The organism is Thermomonospora cellulosilytica, assembly GCF_014138835.1.
In the GTDB taxonomy this organism is placed as follows: Bacteria; Actinomycetota; Actinomycetes; order Streptosporangiales; family Streptosporangiaceae; genus Thermomonospora; species Thermomonospora amylolytica.
Map to the genome: position 1 here is coordinate 391,178 of NZ_JACJII010000001.1, position 21,115 is coordinate 412,292.

At 71.7% G+C, this 21,115-nt stretch carries 16 protein-coding genes and 1 tRNA gene; 4 read left to right on the top strand and 13 right to left on the bottom strand.

Annotation, left to right across the window (positions count from 1 at the left end):
* Positions 1–3: 3 nt before the first annotated feature.
* From tilS to dacB, 3 genes are all read right to left on the bottom strand, one after another.
* Complete coding sequence (gene tilS / locus HNR21_RS01960) at positions 4–987, bottom strand: tRNA lysidine(34) synthetase TilS (RefSeq protein ID WP_182703779.1); 984 nt, start codon at positions 985–987, stop codon at positions 4–6.
* Between the two features lie 33 nt (positions 988–1,020).
* Entirely contained in the window at positions 1,021–2,151 is a 1,131-nt protein-coding gene (locus HNR21_RS01965; protein ID WP_182708435.1) for an Rv3626c family coenzyme F420 biosynthesis-associated protein, read from the bottom strand.
* Positions 2,152–2,297: 146 nt separating this feature from the next.
* Positions 2,298–3,659 carry a D-alanyl-D-alanine carboxypeptidase/D-alanyl-D-alanine endopeptidase gene (gene dacB / locus HNR21_RS01970; protein WP_182703780.1) on the bottom strand — a complete coding sequence of 454 codons (1,362 nt, stop codon included), beginning with the start codon at positions 3,657–3,659 and terminating at the stop codon, positions 2,298–2,300.
* Positions 3,660–3,802: 143 nt separating this feature from the next.
* Between dacB and HNR21_RS01975 the strand changes: the two genes are divergently transcribed.
* Complete coding sequence (locus HNR21_RS01975) at positions 3,803–4,333, top strand: inorganic diphosphatase (protein WP_182703781.1); 531 nt, start codon at positions 3,803–3,805, stop codon at positions 4,331–4,333.
* Positions 4,334–4,400: 67 nt separating this feature from the next.
* Here the strand turns inward: HNR21_RS01975 and HNR21_RS01980 are convergent, their stop codons facing one another.
* From HNR21_RS01980 to HNR21_RS34875, 3 genes are all read right to left on the bottom strand, one after another.
* Positions 4,401–5,549 carry an NlpC/P60 family protein gene (locus tag HNR21_RS01980; protein WP_246441917.1) on the bottom strand — a complete coding sequence of 383 codons (1,149 nt, stop codon included), beginning with the start codon at positions 5,547–5,549 and terminating at the stop codon, positions 4,401–4,403.
* 165 nt (positions 5,550–5,714) lie between these two features.
* Entirely contained in the window at positions 5,715–7,364 is a 1,650-nt protein-coding gene (locus tag HNR21_RS01985) for an RNA polymerase sigma factor (protein WP_182703782.1), read from the bottom strand.
* Positions 7,365–7,549: 185 nt separating this feature from the next.
* Complete coding sequence (locus HNR21_RS34875) at positions 7,550–8,323, bottom strand: nuclease-related domain-containing protein (protein ID WP_182703783.1); 774 nt, start codon at positions 8,321–8,323, stop codon at positions 7,550–7,552.
* Positions 8,324–8,447: 124 nt separating this feature from the next.
* On the opposite strand from HNR21_RS34875, the gene HNR21_RS34880 reads away from it, so the two are divergent.
* Together HNR21_RS34880 and HNR21_RS02000 are read left to right on the top strand one after the other, a co-directional pair.
* On the top strand, positions 8,448–9,293 hold the full coding sequence (locus HNR21_RS34880) for a MerR family transcriptional regulator (protein ID WP_246441919.1): 846 nt from the start codon (positions 8,448–8,450) through the stop codon (positions 9,291–9,293).
* On the top strand, positions 9,290–11,803 hold the full coding sequence (locus tag HNR21_RS02000; RefSeq protein WP_182703784.1) for a VIT domain-containing protein: 2,514 nt from the start codon (positions 9,290–9,292) through the stop codon (positions 11,801–11,803). The genes HNR21_RS34880 and HNR21_RS02000 overlap by 4 nt, the downstream gene beginning before the upstream one ends.
* 30 nt (positions 11,804–11,833) lie before the next feature.
* Here HNR21_RS02000 and HNR21_RS02005 read toward each other — a convergent pair whose 3' ends face one another.
* The 5 genes from HNR21_RS02005 to HNR21_RS02025 form a co-directional block, all read right to left on the bottom strand.
* A complete protein-coding gene (locus tag HNR21_RS02005; protein ID WP_182703785.1) occupies positions 11,834–12,733 on the bottom strand; it encodes a transposase in 900 nt (299 codons plus the stop codon).
* 1,247 nt (positions 12,734–13,980) lie between these two features.
* Positions 13,981–14,604, bottom strand: a complete 624-nt coding sequence (locus tag HNR21_RS02010; protein WP_220500006.1) for an NYN domain-containing protein — start codon at positions 14,602–14,604, stop codon at positions 13,981–13,983.
* Positions 14,605–15,313: 709 nt separating this feature from the next.
* Positions 15,314–15,736, bottom strand: a complete 423-nt coding sequence (locus tag HNR21_RS02015) for a gamma-glutamylcyclotransferase family protein (protein ID WP_312880781.1) — start codon at positions 15,734–15,736, stop codon at positions 15,314–15,316.
* 468 nt (positions 15,737–16,204) lie between these two features.
* Positions 16,205–16,280, bottom strand: a tRNA-Thr gene (locus HNR21_RS02020).
* A gap of 53 nt (positions 16,281–16,333) precedes the next feature.
* Entirely contained in the window at positions 16,334–17,857 is a 1,524-nt protein-coding gene (locus HNR21_RS02025) for an alpha/beta hydrolase (protein WP_246441921.1), read from the bottom strand.
* Between the two features lie 329 nt (positions 17,858–18,186).
* On the opposite strand from HNR21_RS02025, the gene HNR21_RS02030 reads away from it, so the two are divergent.
* Positions 18,187–18,936, top strand: coding sequence for a DUF427 domain-containing protein (locus tag HNR21_RS02030; protein ID WP_182703789.1), 750 nt, complete (start codon positions 18,187–18,189; stop codon positions 18,934–18,936).
* Between the two features lie 16 nt (positions 18,937–18,952).
* Here HNR21_RS02030 and HNR21_RS02035 read toward each other — a convergent pair whose 3' ends face one another.
* A complete protein-coding gene (locus HNR21_RS02035; protein WP_220500007.1) occupies positions 18,953–19,801 on the bottom strand; it encodes a PSP1 domain-containing protein in 849 nt (282 codons plus the stop codon).
* A gap of 72 nt (positions 19,802–19,873) precedes the next feature.
* Entirely contained in the window at positions 19,874–21,058 is a 1,185-nt protein-coding gene (locus HNR21_RS02040; protein WP_182703790.1) for a TolB-like translocation protein, read from the bottom strand.
* Between the last annotated feature and the right edge of the window lie 57 nt (positions 21,059–21,115).

The following is a 21,115-nucleotide window of genomic DNA, read 5'->3' on the forward strand; positions in this document are numbered from 1 at the left end:
CGGTCACGACCCACGCCGTTCGAACCGCAGCCGGCCCTGCCTCCGGAACGCGCGCAGCCCTCCGGGCAGATCGACGTGGCGTTGTCCGTGCCACCCGGTGACCAGCCGATCCAGTTCGTCGACGTGTACGGCCGCGAGCGTACCCGCTGGGCTGCCCGCGAAGAGCGCCGCCCTCCGCAGGACCCGGGTGCGCACCGCCCGGGGCAGGCCCTCCAGAGCCGTGACCTCGAGTTCCTCGTCGTGGAGGGCGTCGGTGTAGGCGCGGTCGGCGAGTGCGTCCAGGGCGTCGGCGTCGTCGCGCAGCAGCCTCGCCGTACGGGCGAGGGCCGCGGGGACCCCCGGGCCCAGGGCCTTTTCGAGGGCGGGAAGGACCTGTTGCCGGACCCGGACGCGGGTGTAGGCGGGGTCCTCGTTGTGGGGGTCCTCCCATGGTTCGAGCCCCATGACCATGCACGCCCTACGGGTGGTCGCGCGGTCCAGGTCGAGGAACGGCCGGACGTAATGGACGTCACCCCGTTGGAAGGCGGGAGGCATCCCGGCCAGGGAACGGGCCCCGGATCCCCGCGCCAGCCCCAGCAGCACGGTCTCGGCCTGGTCATCGAGGGTGTGGCCCAGGAGCACGGTCGCCCCGAGCCGTTCGGCCGTCCGGTCGAGGGCGGCGTAGCGGGCCTGGCGGGCGGCGTTCTCGGGGCCGCCGTCGCCGTCCACCGTGACCGTCACGGAGCCCGCCGGGTCCAGGCCCAGGTCGCGCATGGCCCGCACGACGCGGTCGGCCACATGCGCGGAGCCCTCCTGCAGGCCGTGGTCCACGGTCACCCCGCCCGCGTTCCGGCCCGCGCGCGGCGCCTCGAACGCCACCGCCGCGGCCAGCGCCAGGGAGTCGGCCCCGCCGCTGCACGCCACCAGCAGCGGCGTGCCCTCGGGCAGGTCATCGATCGCCCGTCGCACCGCGAGCCGCACCGCGGCCACCGCCGGATCAGGCCCCATGCGCCCACCTCACGGGCGCAAGCGTACGGCGGTTCAGCCCTGCCCGGCCTCCGGGGCGGGGCCCGCCTCCAGGGAACGGGTGCCGATCACCCGGGCGATCCACGCGGACGGCTCCTTGATCTCCGCGTGCGTCGGCAGGGTCTCCGGGGACGTCCACACCTTGTTGAAGCCGTCCATGCCGACCTCGGCGACGGTGCGCCGCACGAACCGGGAGCCCTCGGCGTACTGGCGCATCTTCAGGTCGATGCCGAGCAGCCGGCGGATCGCCTTCTCCAGGCGCGAGCCGCCCTCGCGGCGGCCCTGGAAGCGCGCCCGGATCTCCTTGACCGAGGGGACGACCTCCGGCCCCACCGCGTCCATCACGTAGTCGCCGTGCCCCTCCACCAGGGTCATCACGGCGGTGAGGCGGTCCAGGATGGCGCGCTGTTCGGGGGACTGGATCGCGTCGATCAGCCCGCCGCGCGGGTTGTCGGGGTCCTCGTCGCCGCGGATGGCGTCGATGACGGCCTCGGCGGTCTGCCGCAGCCGTTCCATCATCGCCACCGGGTCCACCTCGGAGGCCAGCAGGAACTCGGTCATCTGCTCCTGCACGTACGACCTCAGCCACGGCACCCCGGTGAACTGGGCGCGGTGGGTCTCCTCGTGCAGGCACACCCACAGGCGGAAGTCGCGGGTGTCGACCCCCAGTTCCTGCTCCACGTGCACGATGTTGGGGGCGACCAGGGTCAGCCGGCCGGTGGGGGCCCTCCCGGACGGGTCCGGGGGCAGGAACAGCTCGTACTGGCCGAGCACCCGGCTGGCCATGTACGCCAGGATCGCGCCGACCTGCATGCCGGTGACCCGGGAGCCGACCGCGGCGATGACCGCGCCGCCCGGGCCACCGAACCCGCCCTGCCGTTCGGCCAGCCGTTCCATGAGCGGCTCCAGGACGACCCGGAACCCGTCGACGTTGGCCCGGATCCAGCCGGGCCGGTCCACGACGGTCGCCTGCGTCGCCTCGGTCCCCACCGCCTCGATGCCGGTGAAGTCCCGGACGTGGCCCTCGGCGACCTTGGCCAGCCGGCGCAGCTCGTCGACGACCTCGAAGGCCTCCTCGGGGGTGACCTGCGGTCCCGGGCGCACCAGCCTGGTCCCGGTCTGGACGGCGACGTTCCAGTCGATCATCTGGGCGCTCATGTATCCCACCGTAGTTTTCCGACCCGGCGCTGCAGCGCCCTTGCACGAAGTCCAACGAACGGACGTTCTGGTTATCTCCCCGTATGCCCAGGTCCACACCCCGACGTGGCGATATGCCGGGCCCGGCGGAGGGGTCAGCAGCAGGCGGCGACGGCGGCGGCCAGCCGGTCCAGCCGCCGCGGCTCGACCGGGCCCTCGCCGTCGCCGAGCATGAACGCGAACGCCAGCAGCCGCCCGCGCGCGTCCTGGACGACCCCGGCGAGGGTGCTCACGCCCGACAACGTGCCGGTCTTGGCCCGTACGGTCCCGGCCCCCGCCGCGGTCTCACCGGTGTAGCGGGGGGCGGCCAGGGTGCCGGTGAACCCCGCCACGGGCATGCCGGTGAGGGCGGGGCGCAGTTCCGGGTGCGCGTCGGAGGCGGCGAGGGAGGCCAGGCGGGCGAGCGCCAGGGGGGTGATGCGGTTACGGGTGGACAGGCCGCTGCCGTCGTGGACCTCGATGCCCTGCTCGAGGTTCAGTCTCCGCATCTCGGCCATGACGGCCCGTGCGCCGCCGTCGAACGACGCGGGCTGCTTCCTCTTGATGGCGACCTGGCGGATCAGGGCCTCGGCCACGTCGTTGTCGGAGACCGTCATCAGGTGCTCCACCAGCGCCGACACCGGCGGGGACTGCACCGCGCCCAGTGCGGGGGCGTCCTTGGGGGCGACGGTACGGCGTCCTGCTTTAGCGTTGACTCCGGCCCGGTCCAGCAGACGCGCGAACTTTTCGGCCGCATCGGAGGCCGGGTCCTCGACACGCCCCCCGTCCTCGGTACGGCCCTCGTCCACCGTCAGCGCGCTCATCGGAGCCACCTCCCCGTCGGGGAGGTAGTTGCGCTTCCATCCGGTGGCCGTGCCGGGGCCCACGTATAGAGAGGTGTCGTAGTCCACGCGCACCTGCCGTACACCGGCCTTGGTCAAGGCGGCGGCGGTCTGGCGGGCCAGGTCGTCCAGCGAGGCGTAGCGAGGGTAGGCGCCGTAGGCGGAGGTGCGCGCGGTCAACGTGGGGTCGCCGCCGCCTACAAGGACGATGCCGCCGTCACCGCCCTGGACGACCTTGGTGGTGATCCGGTGGCCGGGGCCCAGGGCCGACAGGGCCGCGACCGAGGTGACGAGCTTGGTGGTGGATGCCGGGATGGAGGGCCGCTGCGCGTCCCGGTCGAACAGCACCCGGCCGGTGTCGACGTCCACGACCACCGCGCTGATCCTGGGCTTGGCGTCCTTGGCCAGGTCGGCGAGCCTGGCCGCGAGGGCGCTCGCACTCGGCGGCTGGGCCAGGTCGCCCAACGCGGGGAGCGCCGGAGCGGGCTGGACGAGTGCGCGCCCGGCCACGGAAGGCGGCCTCGGGTCGTCCGCCTGCGGCGGTGTGAGGTTCACCACTGCGCTCGCCGCCGCGAGCGTGAAGACCTGAAGCAGGGAAAGGGTGATGAGCGCCACGGTCCGGTCACGCCTGGACACCCCGGTCACCCCCGTCTCGCCACCCCGGTACGCGGGGACGTGCGACATCCTTGTATAAGGGAACACCTATGAGCGGAGGCACGGCGGCCCCCGCTCACCCCCTGACACTAATCACTGCGACCGCGCGGGGAGCGGAGGAGACCTTGGATTTCGACGTCACCATTGAGATTCCGAAGGGGCAGCGGAACAAGTACGAGATGGACCACGAGACCGGGCGTATCCGTCTGGACCGGATGCTGTTCACCTCGACGCAGTACCCGGCCGACTACGGGTTCATCGAGGACACCCTCGGCGAGGACGGCGACCCGCTGGACGCGCTGGTCCTCCTCCAGGAGCCCACGTTCCCCGGTTGCCTGATCCGCTGCCGCGCGGTCGGCATGTTCCGCATGACCGACGAGGCGGGCGGCGACGACAAGGTGCTGTGCGTGCCGCTGACCGACCCCCGGCTGGAGCACATCCGCGACATCCACCACGTGCCGGAGTTCGACCGGCTGGAGATCCAGCACTTCTTCGAGGTCTACAAGGACCTGGAGCCCGGCAAGTCCGTCGAGGGCGCCAGCTGGGTGGGCCGGGTCGAGGCCGAGGCCGAGATCGAGCGGTCCCGTAAGCGCTTCGTCGAGGCCCACGCGCACACCGACCACGCGCACACCGACCCGGCGGAGTCCGCCGAGTAAGCAGGTCCGTCCCCGGTCCGGTGCCGGGGTGTTGGTCTCCCCGTCCGTCCCCCACCCGTCCCGCCGGTCAGCCGGCGGGACGGGTGGCGCCGATCAGGCCGTGCCGCCATATCGAGGAGATGCGGACCCGGGCGCCCGTGTAGGGGGCCTCCACCATCTGCCCCCGGGCGAGGTAGATGCCGACATGGTGGATGGTGTCGGGGTCGGCGGTGTTGCGTGCGAAGAACACCAGGTCCCCGGGGCGAAGCTGGTCGAGCGGGATGTGCGGCCCGGAGGTCCACTGGGTGCCCGTCCAGTGGTCCAGCCTCACGCCGACCTTGGCCCACGCGTAGAGCGCCAGCCCCGAACAGTCGAACCCCTTGATGTGCGCCCCGTGCGCTATGCCGTAGCTGGGGCCCTTCGCGTTCCCCCCGCCCCATGAGTAGGGGGTGCCCAGCCAGCGCAGAGCGGCCTTCACCACCGTGATCCCCCGGCGGGAACCCTTGACGAACGCCGGCAGTTCCCGGCCCGTCCCCTGTGACAGGGGCGCCGATCTGAGCGGCGGGGCGGCCTCCTCCCTACGGGCGGCCTCCAGGATCCGTTCGGCGCGTTCCTTCTCGGCCTTGAGGCGTACGGTGACCGCCCGCTGACGGGCGACGGCTCGTTCGGCGTCCTGCTTGGCCGTTTGGGCACGGCGTGTGGCCTCCTGCTGTGCGCGCAGGGCGGCGGTGGCCCTGGCGCGGAAGACCTGGGCGACGTTACGCGTGGCCTCGACCTTCTGTACGGCGCCCGTACGGTGCCGGTTCATCATCTCGATGAGCGCCGCGCGTTCCAGCGCCTCCTGAGGGCCGTCCCGCCCGGCGATCACGGCCGCCCATGGCGTGCCCCCGGTCTGCGCCTGGTAGGCGTTGGCCGCGTACTTGGCGAGTTCGGCCTGGGCCGCCTGGTGGCGGCGTTCCGCGTCCGTGAGCCGTTGCTGCGCGGCGCGGTGGTCCTCACGGGCCCGCTGCAGCTTCACCAGCTCACCGTGGTAGCGCTCCACGGCCGTCTCGGCCCGGATCGCCAGGTCCTCCAACTCCCCGTGGGCGATGGCCAGCCGCGCCTTGGCCCGCCCCAGTTGCTCGGCCTCGTCCCGTGCCGGCGCCGGCTCGGCGACGGCGGCGCCCGACATGGCCATCGCCGTGCACACCACCACCGCGGTCCCGGCCAGTAATCCCGCCCCTTTGGAATGACCCAACGACCCCACCCCTCGGCCCTCTGGCGTTGCATGGGCCTCAGTGACCCCACGAATCCCAGCGGGGTTCGTACCCGGGGCCTGCTCGACGGCCGTCCAAGCAAGGGTCTAGACACACCCACCAGGACGTACGTACCTGCACAGGTACATCTACGGAATGGTGATGCGTCAGGGCCGTGTCTGCTCAGGGGACGGGCTGGGGCCGGAGGCCGGGGGCGGGGTCGGCTGCCCGGACCCCTGCTGCGGCGGGTCCGAGGAGGGCGGGGGCTGGGACGTCGACGGGGTGGACGTGGACGTCTGGCTCTGGTCGGGACGGGTCGGCGAGGTGGTGGGCGCGGTGCTGGTCGGCCTGCCGGGCGCGGGCCGGGTCGGACGGTCCGGTCGGGTGGGCCGTGGGTTCGGGCGTTCGCGGGGGATCGTGCGCCAGGTGACGACGACCTGGACGCCGCCGGGCTGGAAGGTGATGACCTCTTGGCCGCGGCTGCCGGGGCGGCGGTTCACCCGCAATCGCAGGACGGCGTACTGGCCGTTCGCCAGCTTGCCCGAGGTCTGGCTGAGCCGTACCCGGGAGGGGGTGCGGACCTTCCACTCGATCGGTCCCCCTTGGGCGAGCAGTTCGATGGTGCCGTCGCACCCTCCGCCCAGGTCGATGTACCGGGGGGCCACCGCGAGCATCCCTGTGAGGGGCACGTGGCCGGGGCGGCCCGGCGACCTGGAGGCGCCGGGCATGCCGGGCTGGGCCGTCGCCGGGACCGGCGGGGTGGGGCGCGCGGTCGGCGGAGCGGAGGAACCCTTCGCCCCCAGCGGCCAGGTGGGTGAGGGCCCTGTGCCGTCAAGAGCCCAGGGTCGTTCCGAGCTTGCCGTGGAAGGCAGCGCGCCCTCGGGGGCGGCGGTCGTCGGGGTGTCCTCCTTGCCCTGCCCCAGCCAGGCGAGGGTGGCCGCCATGAGGACCAGAGCGACCGTCCCCACGGTCACCAGGGCGACGGTCCACCCGGACCCTTCACGTGAGGTCTCGGGAAGGTCCGGACGGGTCTGGCCCATGGACGAGCGCGATTGCACGGGGAATCCGTCGAGACCGAACGTGATGTCCGCACCGGCCTGGCCATCGGGGTTGCGGAGTCGGGTCAGCACGCGTTCCCGCAGGGACGGCGGCAGCAGGGGGTTCGGCAGTAGCGCGTACACCTTGGCCGGGGCCACGGTGCGCGGGCCGTAGGCGCTGCAGGCGGTGCAGTCGCGGGCGTGCTTGAGCAGCCGCCGCCTGAGGGAGGCCGTGAGCGGATCCCCGTTCCACCTCCGCAGGATGGCGGCGCGCTGGGGGCAGCCGTAGGCGCCCTGCAGGGCCAGCAGTTCGGCGCTCAGGGCCTCCTCGAGGTCGGTGTGCGCGCGGGTGAGGGCGAGCCGGATCTCCTGTTGCGAAAGGTCCAGCACGGCGGCCAGATCCGGAATGGCGAGCTGGTGCCTGACCTTCAGTTCGAGGATCTCCCGGCTCATCGGGGGCATTGCCTGCACCGCCCGCCATGCCGTGAGGCGCTGCCCCGACTCCTCGCCGGGGTGGAGGTGACCTTGCGCGTCCTCCCGGCGGAGGCATTCCAGCCGGGTCATCGCATAGAGCCAGGGGCCGAACCTGCCCGGGTCCTTCAACCGGTGGACGTGCGCCCCGGCCGCGGCGAACGCGTCGACCAGCGCGGCCCGGGCCGCGTCATCGGGCAGCCGGAACCGGCAGTAGCGGTACAGCCGTTCGGCGTAGGCGTCGTACAGCGCGGCCGGGCCCACCAGATCCCCCGACCGCAGGGCCCCGACCAGGGCGTGGTCGTTCATGTCCCCGAAGGTAAAGGCTGCAATCGCCTTTCACACGACAATTGAACGAATCGAAATGGGCGTTTCCCGGAGACCGTCCGCGCGAGGCGTTCAGAATGTTCCCCGGATCCCTTAGGCCGGAATTGTGGACCGCCGCTTCGGCGACGATGACCTGCCGCGATATGCCTCGAAGTGTTGCAAAGTCCTCATCCGCGCGGCACGCGCCGTCTTTTTGAGAGTACGTCCGTCATGGGCGGAAGGATCCGTTCCGCGGCGAGCGCGATGGTCGCCGCCTCGGCGCCGGAGAACACTTCGGGGCGTTCGGTGATGAAATACGGCAACCGGGCGGCCCGCTGGAACTCCACCCCGCGATGGCGCAGCCCCTCGCGGCCCACCCGCGCCCCGTGCACGGCCACCACCGGGCACACCGTGATCTCGTACCGCACCTCGTCGCTCAGCAGCTCGCCCACCATGCGGGCGATCCTCCGCGCCGTCACCGGCAGCGTCGCCACCGGCTCGGCCCCCGCCCACAGCCGGCGCTCGTCCGACCACAGCCGCGTGCCGGCCCGCCACTGCCTGCTGATGACGGCGTACACCCCGGTGCGCCCGATGACCAGGTGGTCCACGTTGGTCGCGGCGCCTCCGGGCAGCGCCAGGTCGTGCAGCACGTGGTAGCCCCTGCCGAGCCGCGCCAGCCTCCGCCCGGTGCGCCGTTCGGCCAGCGCCCCGCGCCGCCAGCTGGACGCCGGCCCCGGACGATGCCGGTCGTAGAACAGATGCGCGACGAACACCGTCCCGCCCGCCGCCACGCCCGCCCGCCACTCGGCGACCCCCAGCCCGACCACGGTGACGGCCCCGGCCAGCACCAGCCGGACCGCGATCCGCTCCCGCCGGTGCTCCCCGGCGATCGCCCGGTAACGCGCCCAGGCGGAGGCCCCGGCACGCGAAGCTCCGCCGCCTCCCGCCCTGCCACCCGGCACCGTTCAGCCTCCTCCGTCGCTACAGGTCAGCGTGATGTCCCGGACGGTGATCCGGCAAGGATTTCGGCGATCGGCCATGCCGGGACATTGACACTGTCATCATGACAGTGTCATCATCGTCGCCATGGAGCCCACCTGGACGATCTCCGAGCTGGCCGCGGCCGCCGCCGCGGCGCTCGGCGACGCCCCGGCCCGGGTCAACGGCCGTGTCCGCGACCTGCCCAACGAACGCCTCATCCGCTGGTACACCACCATCGGCCTGCTCGATCCCCCCTCCGGCCGCCGCGGCCGCACCGCCCTGTACGGCGAACGCCATCTGCTCCAACTGGTCGCCGTCAAGCGCCGCCAGGCCGCCGGACGCACCATCGCCCAAATCCAAGCCGAACTCGTGGGCGCCACCAACACCACTCTCCGCGCCATCGCCCGGCTTCCCGGCACACCCGCCGCCACCGCGGCGGACCACTCGGGCCGCCGACAGCCCGCCGACGAGCCAGGCATCGCGGCGACGGACCGCCCGGGCGAGCGGGCAGAGCACGCCTCGCGCCGACGGTCGTCGGCCCGGCCGCGCCCCGGCACACCGCCGGAGCAGAGCATCGGGCTGCACACGGCCGACGCGCCGGGCGGCCCCGCCGAGGGCGGCGAAGCGGACGTCCGCTGGCAGCGGGAGGCGGCGGAGCGGCCCGCGCGCGGGCGGTTCTGGGCGCAGAGCGCCCCTGCCGGGTCCTCTTCTCCGGGAGCTCCCACGCCGTCCGTGTCCACGGCGGACCTCGCACCGGTGTCGGGGGTCCGGCTCGCTCCCGGCGTCAGCCTGATCATCGACATCGCCGGCCTCACCCACGAGGACGTGCGGGCCATCGGCGAGGCGGCCGAGCCACTGCTGGCCGAGCTGCGCCGCCGCGGGCTCACGTCCGACGCCCCGTCCTTCAGCGCCCCCGCCTCACCCAGCGACCCCAACGGGAGGCTTCCATGACCGTGCCCATCCTGCCCCTGCCCGACGTGGCGCCCTCGGTGCCCGACGCCGGTCTGGGCGCCCTGGCCACCGAGCGGGGGAACCTCCCGCTGGACAGCGTGGACATCCGTGCCGACATCAGCGCCCTGGTCGCCGGCGTCGAGATCGCCCAGGGCTTCCGCAACCCCTTCGACGTCCCGGTGGAGGCGACCTACATCTTCCCGCTGCCGGACCGCGCGGCCGTCACCCGGATGCGGATGGAGGCCGCCGACCGCGTGGTGGAGGGGACCCTCAAGGAACGCGCACAGGCCAGGGCCGACTACGACGCGGCCCTGGCCGCCGGGCAGCGCGCCGCGATCGCCGAGGAGGACCGGCCCGACGTCTTCACCATGCGGGTCGGCAACATCCTCCCCGGCGAGCACGTGACCGTGCGGCTCACCCTGCACCAGCCCCTGCCGTACGAGGACGACGCCGCCACCTTCCGGTTCCCGCTGGTCGTGGCCCCGCGCTACATCCCCGGCACTCCCCTGCCCGACGAGCAGGCCGGCGACGGGACCGCCGCCGACACCGACCTGGTGCCCGACGCCTCCCGCATCAGCCCGCCCGTCCTGCTGCCCGGCTTCCCCAACCCGGTGCGGCTGTCACTGTCGGCCGGCATCGATCCCGGGGGCCTGCCGCTCGGCGAGATCCGGTCCAGCCTGCACGTGGTCGCCCAGGAGGGCGGCGACTCCGGCCGCACCGCCGTGCGCCTGCAGCCCGGCGAGCGGCTGGACCGCGACTTCGTCCTGCGCCTGGGCTACGCGCACGCCGGCACCACCGCGGCGGCGCTGACACTGTCACCCGACGGTCCCGGCGAGCCGGAGGGCCCCGGCACGTTCACGCTCACCGTGCTGCCCCCGGCCGGGCGGGCGGCGCCCCGCCCCCGCGACGTGGTGCTGCTCCTCGACCGTTCCGGCAGCATGGGCGGCTGGAGCATGGTGGCGGCCCGCCGGGCGGCCGCCCGCATCGTGGACACCCTCACCGACCAGGACCGGTTCGCGGTCATCGCGTTCGACCACACCGTCTCCACCCCGACCGCGCTGGGCCCCGGGCTGGTCCGGGCCACCGACCGCAACAGGTTCCGCGCCGTGGAGTTCCTGGCCGGCCTCCAGGCCCACGGGGGCACCGAGATGCTGACCCCGCTCCTGCAGGCCACCGCCCTGCTGAACGGCGACGACACCGCCGGCCGCGACCGGGTCCTGGTGCTCATCACCGACGGTCAGGTCGGCAACGAGGACCACATCCTCGCCCGGCTCGACCCCTCCCTGTCCGGCCTGCGCATCCACGCGGTGGGCATCGACCAGGCCGTCAACGCCGGTTTCCTGGGCCGGCTCGCCATGGCCGGCCGGGGCCGCCTGGAGCTGGTGGAGTCCGAGGACCGGCTGGACGAGGCGATGGAGCACATCCACCACCGCATCGGCGCCCCGCTGCTCACCGCCGTCTCCCTCGACTGGACCGGCCTGGACGTCGACCCGGACTCGATCGCCCCCCGGCGGCTGGGCGCCCTGTTCCCCGGCGTCCCCCTCACCGTGTCGGGCCGTTACCACCGCGCATTCGCCGACGCACGTGCCACCGTCCGCGCCGTCGCGGCCGACGGCGCCCCCTGGCAGCAGGACACCACCACGTCCGTCACCCCCTCCACCGCCGCCACCCCGATCTGGGCCCGGGCCCACCTCCGCGATCTGGAGGACCGCTACGCCGTCACCGGCCTCCCCGACCTGGAACGCCGTATCGTCGAGACCTCCCTGCGCTTCAACGTCCTCTGCCGCTTCACCGCCTTCGTGGCCGTCGACAGCCGAAAGGTCACCGAAGGCCACCCGACCCACCATGTCGTCCAGCCTGTGGAGCAGCCCGCCGGCTGGCAGCTCCCCACAGCCGTTCCCATGAGCCACCCGGCACCCCCGCCCCCAGGCCAGGCACCCCCGGCGGCTCCCGCCGCCGCCTTCGGCGCGCCCCCCGCCCCCGGCGGATACGCCGCATCCGCGGAAAGCGCGCCCGCCGCACCCCCGGCCGGTGCACCCCCGGCCGCACCGTTCAGCGCACCGGCCCCCGCGCCCTACGGCTCCGCGCCCACCCGTGGCCCCTCCATGCCCCGCGGCCGCTCCCTCCTCCGCCGCACCGGCCGCCCGGCAGGAGGCTCCCCCGCCCAGGACCACAGCGCGACTCCCGCCCGTCCCAGGACCCACCAACTGCTCGACCAGGAGCTCAAGCACCTGACCACCACCGCCACCGCCCTCTCCCCCGAGCGCTGGCAGCACCTGTCCGACCTCCGCACCCGCCTGCTCGGCATCACCGAAACGGCCCGCGCCGAAGGCCTCCCCGCCGCCCCCCTCCTCACCCTGATCCAGACCTTGGAGATCACCGACGACCCCACCCAGCAGTCCCGCCTGGAGGAGCTCTGGACCCTGACCGTCCAGACCCTCACCACCTACCTGGGCGGCACCCCCTCCCAGTCCCGCGAACGCCGCCCCTTCTGGAAGAAGCACTCCTAGATCGTTGATGGGGGTTGTTGGGGCTGAGGTTCAGTGGTCGTAGGCGGTCAGTGATCGCTTGACCGGTGCGTCGATCAGCCAGTTGTGCCAGATTGCGGCGTTGAGCGCGCAGATGCGCTGGCACAGACGTGTCCATAGCCCTTCGGTGGTGCGGGCCTGGTGGCGTTCCAGTCCGAGCTGGTTCTTCAACGTCCAGATCACCGCCTCGATCCGCTGGCGCAGCCAGGCCGGGAACATCGCCGTCTGAGAACGGGGCTCGTCGGCGCGGACGGGGCGGATCAGCACATGGCCCAGATCGGCGGCGGCCTTCTCCACCCCGGCCCCGGCAAAGCCCTTGTCGCACACGATCGGGCACGGCCCGGGCGCGGGCGGGGCAACCTGCAGCAGATGCACCGCCTGCACCCGCTCGTCCAGCTCCTTGGGGTGGGCCAGGCTGAAGGCGCACACCGCGCCCTCGGCGGTGGTGATCAGCATCAGCTTGGCGCCCCAGTAGAAGGCGTGGTGCGAGGTGTCCATGCCATAGCCGGCGATCTCGCCCAGCCCCGAGCGGTGCACGGTGGTGCGCGAGGCGCCGCAGCGCACCGGGGTGCCGTCCATCAACCGCAGCCGCTCATGCCAGGACGGAACCCGGCGCACCAGCCACATCGACGCGGCCAGCAGGGCCGGGGCCGCATCACGCAGGTGCCGGTTGTACTCGGACTGGCCCGGCAGCCGCGGGAACAGGTGCCCGATCCTGCCCGGCGCCGTCCGCAGCCACCGGCGCTCGGAATCGCACCCCAGCAGCACCTGCGCCACGGCGACGCAGACCAGCTCGGCATCGGTCAGCAGCCGCTCGGGACCGCGTCTGCGCCGGCGGGCGGCCGATGGCAGGACATGGTCGTCCAGATGGACGTAGAGTGCGGTCAGAAGGGCGTCCAGGTTTGTCTTCACACACTGATCATGGGCGCCCTTCGCCGTGTCCACCACCGGTTCAGCAAACCCCATCAACGATCTAGGGTCTGGGTGCCCCTGGTGGTGCGACCGGTTGAGCGAAGACCGCCGTTCGGTGCATCCGGCATCGTTCGACGAGGCGATCGGCATATGCGGATGTGCTGTGTCGGGGCGAGGTGACCGCCCGGTGTTCTCAGCGGTACCCGGGTGCCCCTCGCCCACGATGGCAGGGCTCTGCCGGGTGCGGGGTCTCGGGTGATCCGGCCGACAACCGCGCCGGAGACGACTCAGGGCGTCCACCCTCATCGGGTGGACGCCCTGGTCTGGGCTGGAGCCGCCTGTCGGAATCGAACCGACGACCTATTCATTACGAGCCAACCGAGCAAGATCCACAGCCGTCCGCAGATGTCCACTGACCTGCCTTCGGGTGGATGGCTCGTCCAGGTGCGTCCACGACCGTACAGGACCGCTGTTAGCACTGGCGTTAGCAAGCTTCTGGCATTGCAGACATGCCGGCTCAGCCTGGCAGATCGCTTGCGGCATCAGGGTCTGGCCACGTTCGAGCGAGATAAACCCGATCGATGCGCCAGACAAGGCGGCGTAGGTGCTTCTTGGCCCATGGAGGCAGACATGTGATGGCCTCCTCAAGGAGGTCACGGGGGTAGTCCCCGCAGCATGCCGGTTCTCCGCAGTGGTCGGCTGGTCTGGTGAGCCCCAGCCTGGCGAGGCGTTCCCAGTCCCGTAGCGCTCGGCGGACGGTACCGGGAGACAACTTGCGGTGCTCAACCGCCGCTACGGCGACCGAGACCCTTGCCGGCACCCCGTGCACGTGATGAAGAGCTGGATCGTGGGACGTACAGACAGCACCGTTGGTCCGGACGTCCGCCGGCCGTCTACGCGGCATCGGCCTTTCGGGAGGTGATCACCTACCAGATGCTGGCACACCCGACGACCTTCCGCTTTTCAGAAGTACCAGAGTCCCTGCGTCCTGCCGTCTGCTGAGGTCAGACGGTTCCTGACGTGTGGCCGTGGGTGGGCGGCGGTTGCCGTCGTTGCCGTCATCCCGTGCCCCGTGACCTGCGGTTGGCGTTGCTCTGCGCTCGCTGTAGTTCGATCCGGGGTGCTCGTTCGCGCGGACGGCGAGACGGTGGGACAGGCAGCTTCGCGCGAACGAGTGCCCCGGTGCGCGGGGGGCTGGGGGCTGCGAAGCCCCCGCTTCGAGCTCGATCAACCGTCTTGCCATGCTGCTACCAGTAGTTGCGACGATCGCGGACCTTGACGAAGTCGGCGCCGTCAAGGGCGGTGTGCCAGACGTTCCGCCGTCCGGGCTTCAGCCGGCGGCCTCCCTGCCATCCTCCGGTTTCGACCTTCGAGCGGCCTCTGTACAGCGCTCGCTCGATGGCGGGTTCCATGTCCGTGTCATGTGATGCGAGGATCACCACGTCGTAGGTGCCCTGCTGGGCAAGGTCGACGAGGTCCAGGGCGACAAGAACGTCAATGCCCTTCTCGCGTGGGCGCTCCTGGCACCAGGACTCGCCCCAGTTCGCCGGATACCGCAGCGTCCTGGAGGTGATCTCCACCCGCGGGTCCCTCGACCAGTTGGCCGCCTGCCGCTGGTTGGCGCTGTAGAGCTGGGGCTCGCGCTGGTTGCTGGGTACACCCCGGTAGATCTTCACCGCTTGCAGCCGGGCGTTCTTCTGCTCGGGGAGCTGCTGACGCTCGGCTCTGACCTCTACCAGTCTCTCAGCGAACGCCAGCGGATCAACGAGGGTATCCCTGGCGTCGGTGCCGGGAGGTGCGAAGAGGTCGCGGGCGGTCAGGTGGATGTTCTGATAGTCGATCAGCACGACTACGGAGGGTTCGTCGGGCACCGCTCCACTTTGCCTGATCAGCAACGCAAATGCCCGCCAGTTCCGGAGAACGGCGGGCAGCAATGCCAACAAGTTATGTCCTGCTGTGAACGCTGTCAAGCGAAAGACGCAATACTCATGTTCTAGTGAACCGAGTTCACAGACTCGTCTCGGTCATGAGACGCGCGATGTGCTACGGCCGACCGATCCGGTGCGGCGGGACCGGACCGGAGAGGCCGCATGCTCGCCGCGCCGACCCCGAGCCGCGGCGGTCCGCATCAGCGGACCGCCCTTGACGACGTAGCCACATCGGAGGTCTCATCCGGCTGGCTGAGCCTGGGTTGTCGGGTCTCAGGACCTGTGTGACACATCGTGCTCAAGAGGTGCGTGACACTTCGCCGAGTGCTGGTGGAGTTGACACGCCTCCTGGCTTCGCGGAGATGTTCGGGGCGCATGCTCAGGCGGAGCTGGCGGCGGATCTCGAGGTGCGGTCCCGTTCGCGTGTAGCCGGCGCCGACCACCGTGACGCGCTCTCCTGCCTGTGGCCAGTCCTGGCGATGGCCGGTTCCGATCTCCGCGACGTCGACCACTCCGACTTCGCCGGAAGGGACCCGTACTCGTAGCCCGTACGGCATGTGCTTGACCACTTCACCCTCGACGATGGCCCATCTCGGCAGTTCCTCGGACACCTTCGGCACCTCCCGGGACGGGGCTGAACTGGGGCTCCTGGCTAGCTGGCCTGTTGGGCTGCTTCGTAGCGGCGGCGCCAGGCTGCGCAGCGGTCTATGTAGGCGGGCAGGTCTCGAGCTTGGAAGTCTTCGGCTGACCAGTCGTGGTCTTCGACGGTGGCGCCGGGGTTGCAGACGTAGGCCCAGCCGTGACGGCCGTCGACCAGGTTCAGGCGCTTGAGTTCGTACACCGGATCCTCGAACGCGTCCAGGACGCGCCACTCCTCGAGGGTCAGGCCGGTGAGGAGGTAGCCGCGGGCGATGCCGGTGCCGGGGACCAGGCCGGGATAGGGGCGGCCGGGTAGGGCTACCACCCGCCACCCCTGGGCGGCTGCCGGCTCGTGGTCGGGGACTCGGTCGATGAGGGTGAACAGGACCTCAGGGAACTGGAGGCTTCCGTAGACGAACAGTGCTTCCGGGCCCACCGATAGGCGGTCCGGCCGGCCAGAGTCGGGCGAGGTCGGTTGGGGTGAGGGGGTCCCGGTACGCGGCATGCAGCACCTCCCGGATCACCCTAGCGTCGGCCTCGGCGAGAGCGGCGAACCAGTCCAGGCCCGCGGGATAGGCCCACATGTAGGTGCGTAGTTGGGGGTCGGTGCCTCGGTCGACCAGGTAGCCGGCGATGGTGGTGTCGCTCCACCAGGGGACGCGGGCACGCATGTGATCGGCGCAGTCGATCGCGGGGGTTCCGGCGTTGAGAGCCTGGTGGGCTTCGGCGCGTACGAGCTGGGCGTAGTGCTCCAGGCGCACCCTTGCGGTCAAGCCCGTGATCCGGTCGGCGGAGGTGGCCGCGGCGGACGTCTTCGCCAAGGTCATGAGCGGGGCCGCGTAGCCCCTGTTAGCACGACTGTTAGCAAGAGGCCCCTTGCGGTGATCGCAAGGGGCCTCTGAGCTGGAGCCGCCTGTCGGAATCGAACCGACGACCTATTCATTACGAGTGAATCGCTCTACCGACTGAGCTAAGGCGGCGTGCCACTGGGTGGCCGGGGGAGAGTCTACCGGGTCTGAGCGGGTTGTGCGCATCAGTTGCAGACCGTGCCGTCGCGCGGGGGTGTGGCGGTGATCAGGTAGCGGTCGGTGGCCTCGGTGATGCACGGGGAGCCGCCCAGGTAGGCGGTGTGGCCGTCGCCGTTCAGGGTGAGGAGGGTGCCGGAGGCCAGTTGGGCGGCCAGGGCCTCGGCCCAGCGGTAGGGGGTGGCGGGGTCCCGGGTGGTGCCGATGACGAGGACGGGGGCGGCGCCCTTGGCGGTCACGGGGGCGGGGGTGCCGGCGGGCTTGGCGGGCCAGTAGACGCAGGGGAGGCCGCCCCACATGACGAAGGAGCCGAAGTGGGGGGCGGCGGCCTCGGCCTCCTCGACGGCCTCGGCGTAGGCGGTGGCGGTGGCCGGGTTGGGCTTGTCGACGCAGTTGACGGCCATGTTGGCCTCCATCTGGTTGGTGTAGGAGCCGTCGGGGCGCCGTTGCAGCATCTGGTCGGCGAGGGTCAGCAGGAGGTCGCCCTCGTTCTGCCGGATGGCGCGGGCCAGGGCCAGGCGGAGGGCGGGCCACTGGCTCTTGCTGTAGAGGGCGGACGCCATGCCGGTCGTCACCCATGTCTCGTTGATGGTGCGGCTGTCGCCTCGGGCGCTCTTGAGAGGGGTGCGGTCGGTGCGGCGCTGCAGGTCGGCGATCCGGTCCAGTGCGGCGTCGGGGTCGGTGCCCAGGGGGCAGTCCGGGGTGCCGGTGCAGTTCTCCACGAACGCGCGGAGGGCGGTCTCGAAGCCCTTGGCCTGCTCCAGCAGGGTGTCGGTGGCCGACAGGGAGGGGTCGACCGCGCCGTCCAGGACGAGGGCGCGGACGTTGCGGGGGAACTGCTCGGCGTAGAAGGCCCCCAGATAGGTCCCGTACGAGAAGCCCAGGTAGGTCAGCTTGGAGTCGCCCAGGGCGGCGCGGAGGACGTCCATGTCCCGCGCGGCGTCCACGGTGCCGACATGGGGCAGCAGGGCGGCCGAGCGGGCCCGGCAGCCGTTCGCGAACGCCCGGGCCTGGGTCTGCAGGTCGGTGAACTCGGCGGCGGAGTCGGGCGAGGTGTCGGTGCTGAAGAAGCGGTCCAGCCGGGGACCGTCGAGGCAGCGGACCGGGTCGCTCTGGCCGACGCCGCGCGGGTCGAAGCCGACGATGTCGAAGCGGTCGCGCAGGTCGGGGCCGAAGAGACGGCCGGCCTGACGCACGAAGTCGACGCCCGCCCCGCCGGGACCGCCGGGGTTGGTCACCAGCGAGCCGATGCGTTCCGAACGGTCCCGGGCGGGCAGGCGGATCACCGCCAGGGACAGTTCCCCGTCCTGGGGCCGTGCGTAGTCCAGCGGGACCTTGACGGTGGCGCACTCGTAGTCCTGGTGGCAGTCGCGCCAGGACGGCTTCTGCCCGTAGTACTCCTCCAGGCCGGCCGAGGAACCCGGCGGCGGTGACTGGACGCGCGCGGGCCGCCCGGTGTCGCTGCACCCGGCCAGCAGCAGAGCCGAGACCAGCAGCCCGGCCCCCCAGCGAATGCCACCCGTTCCCCTCAACTTCCCACCCCGTTCCAGCACCGACCGGCCCCCGGGCCGGTGTCCCCCCGTCGTACCACCGGCCGCAGGACCCGGCCGGTCGTCCCATCTTCGTCCCCCCGCAGCCCCGACACCAGGGAAAACACAGCCTGTGGACAAACGTCCGCACCGAGCGCGGCAGCCGCGCATCGCCCGGAACCCGGTCGCGCCGCCCCAAGGTCGGCCACCGGTGCGCCCGCTCGTGGACGAGCATCCCGACCGAGTTCCCCTCCAGACCGGCTGCGCAGGGGAACGGAACCACTCGCGCCTGGACGGGAAATAGCGGGGGTCCAGGGGGTGTTGGCGCGGACATGGGACGTGAGCGCGGAATGCGGATCGAACCGTCGAGCAAGCGGGTGCGCGTGTATCTGGGCGGTGAGGTCGTGGCCGACACCATCCGGGCGACGATGGTGTGGGAGGTGCCCTACTACCCGACCTACTACTTCCCCGTCGAGGACGTGCGGATGGAGTGGCTGACGCCTGACGGCGAGGTCAGGCGCTCCCCCAGCCGCGGGAACGGGGAGCTGTTCACGGTCAGGGTGAACGGGGTGGAGGCACCGGGGGCGGCGTTGCGCTACCCCGAGTCGCCCATCGAGGAGCTGCGCGGGCTGGTGCGGTTCGAGCTGGATGCGATGGACGCCTGGTTCGAGGAGGACGAGGAGATGATGGCGCATCCACGGGACCCGTACCACCGGGTCGACATCCTGGCCGGCTCGCGGCATGTCCGGGTCGAGGTGGACGGGGTCACGGTGGCGGAGTCGTCCAGTCCCCGGCTGCTGTTCGAGACGAGCCTGCCGGTGCGGTACTACCTGCCCAAGACGCACGTGCGCATGGATCTGCTGGAGCGCAGCGACACGACCACGCTGTGCCCCTACAAGGGACAGGCCGAGTACTGGTCGGTCCGCATCGGGGACAAGGTCCATGAGGACCTGGTCTGGTCCTATCCGCGGCCCCTCCCCGAGAGCCAGAAGATCGCCGGCCTGGTCGCGTTCTACGACGAGAAGGTCGACGTGTACGTGGACGGGGTCAAGCAGGAACGGCCCAGGACCATGTTCGCCTGACTCGGCCCCGGCGGGCTCAGGGGCGTCGCGGACCGTCCTGGGCGGCGCGGCCGTACGTCGCCTCGTGCTGCTGGCGCGGGGAGCAGACCGACGCGGAAGGGCAGGAGCAACGCCGGCCCCCGTCCAGCCTTACGGTGACCTCGTCGGCGGGAACGTTCCGCGCCACGACCTGACCGGTGCCCTCGGGGGTCTCCACCCGCTGACCCAGCCTGGGCATGCGCTGGTGGGCCTCGACGTACAGGGGGTGCTCGTACTTGAGGCAGCACATCAGGCGCCCGCAGGCCCCCGCGATGCGCAGCGGGTTGACGGGCATGTCCTGTTCCTTGGCCATGCGGACCGAGACCGGCTCGAAGTCCTTGAGGAACGTGGCGCAGCACAGGTCCCGCCCGCAGGGGCCTATGCCGCCCTGGAGGCGGGCCTCGTCACGGGGGCCGACCTGCCGCAGCTCCACCCGCGCCTTGATGTTGCGGGCCAGGTCCCGTACCAGGGCGCGGAAGTCCACCCGGTGGGGCGCGCTGAAGTAGATCTTGAAGACGTTGTCGGCGTCCAGGTAGTCGACCCCGATGACCTTCATCGGCAGCCCGTGCCTGCGGATCAGCCGCTTGGCGACGGAGCGGCCCTCCGCGCGACGCCGGCGGTTGTTCTCGTCCCGGGCCAGGTGCTCCTCCGTGGCGAGGCCGGCGCATACGGGGAGGCCCCCGATGTCCTCGGACACCCACTGCGGGGCCCACACGCATTCGGCGACCTCGGGACCGGCCTCGGTGGGCACCAGGACCTTGTCGCCGACCTTGGGCGAGTGGGGGCCCGGGTCGAGGTAGTACAGCCGCCCGTACCGGGTGAAGCTGACGGCCATCACCATGCCCATGGTCCGCACCCCTTTGCCGCTTTTCGTGCCCTTCACCCTATGCGGGATCCGGATGCGGCAATGTGAGCGGTGTCACCAGGCGACGTCGCCGTACTCCTCCACGGGGAACGTGCGGACGCTCTGACCAGGGGCGCCATAGGACAAGCCGCCCGCGCCCAGCATCAGGACATCGCCGCTCTTGGATGCGCGCACCAGAGCCACGGGGGGCCGGCCGGCCTCGGCGCTCCACCACACCCTGGTGGGCTGCCGCGTCTGCAGGGAGAACTCCTGCAGCGCCAGCTTCGTCCCCTGCTGGACTCCTGCGACGACGGTGTTCCCCTGCACCAGGGCGGCGGTGGTGGCTCCGGCGGGCAGAGGCAGCACCGGCCTGCTGGTGCGCAGGTCCCCGGAAGGCGCGGTCGTGTCGAGGGTGCGCACCTGGCGCCGTACCGTCGGGCCGCCCCCGGTGGACCACACGAACGACAGGGTGCCGCCGGTCCACGACAGGTTGGTGATCCGGCCGTTGGACCGGGTGGTCCACCTGCGCCGGTCCGCACCGTTGGCGGAGACGATTTCGATACGGCTGACTCCCCTGCCGTAGGCGACGTATGCGATCCGCTGCCCGTCAGGGCTCACGGCCATGTCGGAACGGCTCGTGGACGTCCCCTGGACCACCAGCCCCGGAAGCGGGGTCAGAGACTGCGGCAGCCCGCCACGGGTCAACGTGAGCCGATGGAACGTCACCCGCCCCGGCATGTAGGCGGACACCACGAACGCCCCCTCGCCATAGGACGCGATCTGGTGGAACCGCTGCCCCGCGGGTGCGGCTATGCCCGCCCCCACCTGAGACCCCGTCTGCGCGTCCCGTACGACCAACGCGTCACCGGAACGACGAACGCCCACCACGAAGCGCGGCGTCCCGGTCTGCGCGGCGGTCTTGGTGGCCGCCGCCTTCGAGGCTGCGGGCTCCTCGTCCTTCTTCTCGGCCCGTCCGTTGACGAAGTCCATGGCACCGGCCAGTAGCAGCACCACCAGGATCGCCACGATGACCGGAACGGCGTGGTCGCGTACCAGCCCGCCGTGTCGCGAACCGTTGGAAGGGGGGTCCTGACGTTCTGCGGATTCCATGGGCTCCGTCGATCCTCGTGATTCGTCCACCGGGTCGGCGCCGGCCGGGAGGGGCGTTCCCCGCCGGTCCTCGAGCAGCGCCAGCACGGCGACCGCCGCCAGCGCCCCGGCCGTCGCGACGACCGTCAGCGTGACGGCACGCCGCAACATGCCTCCGGATTCGTGTTCACCGTGCACGGTGATCGCCGCACCGACCCTTCATGTAAG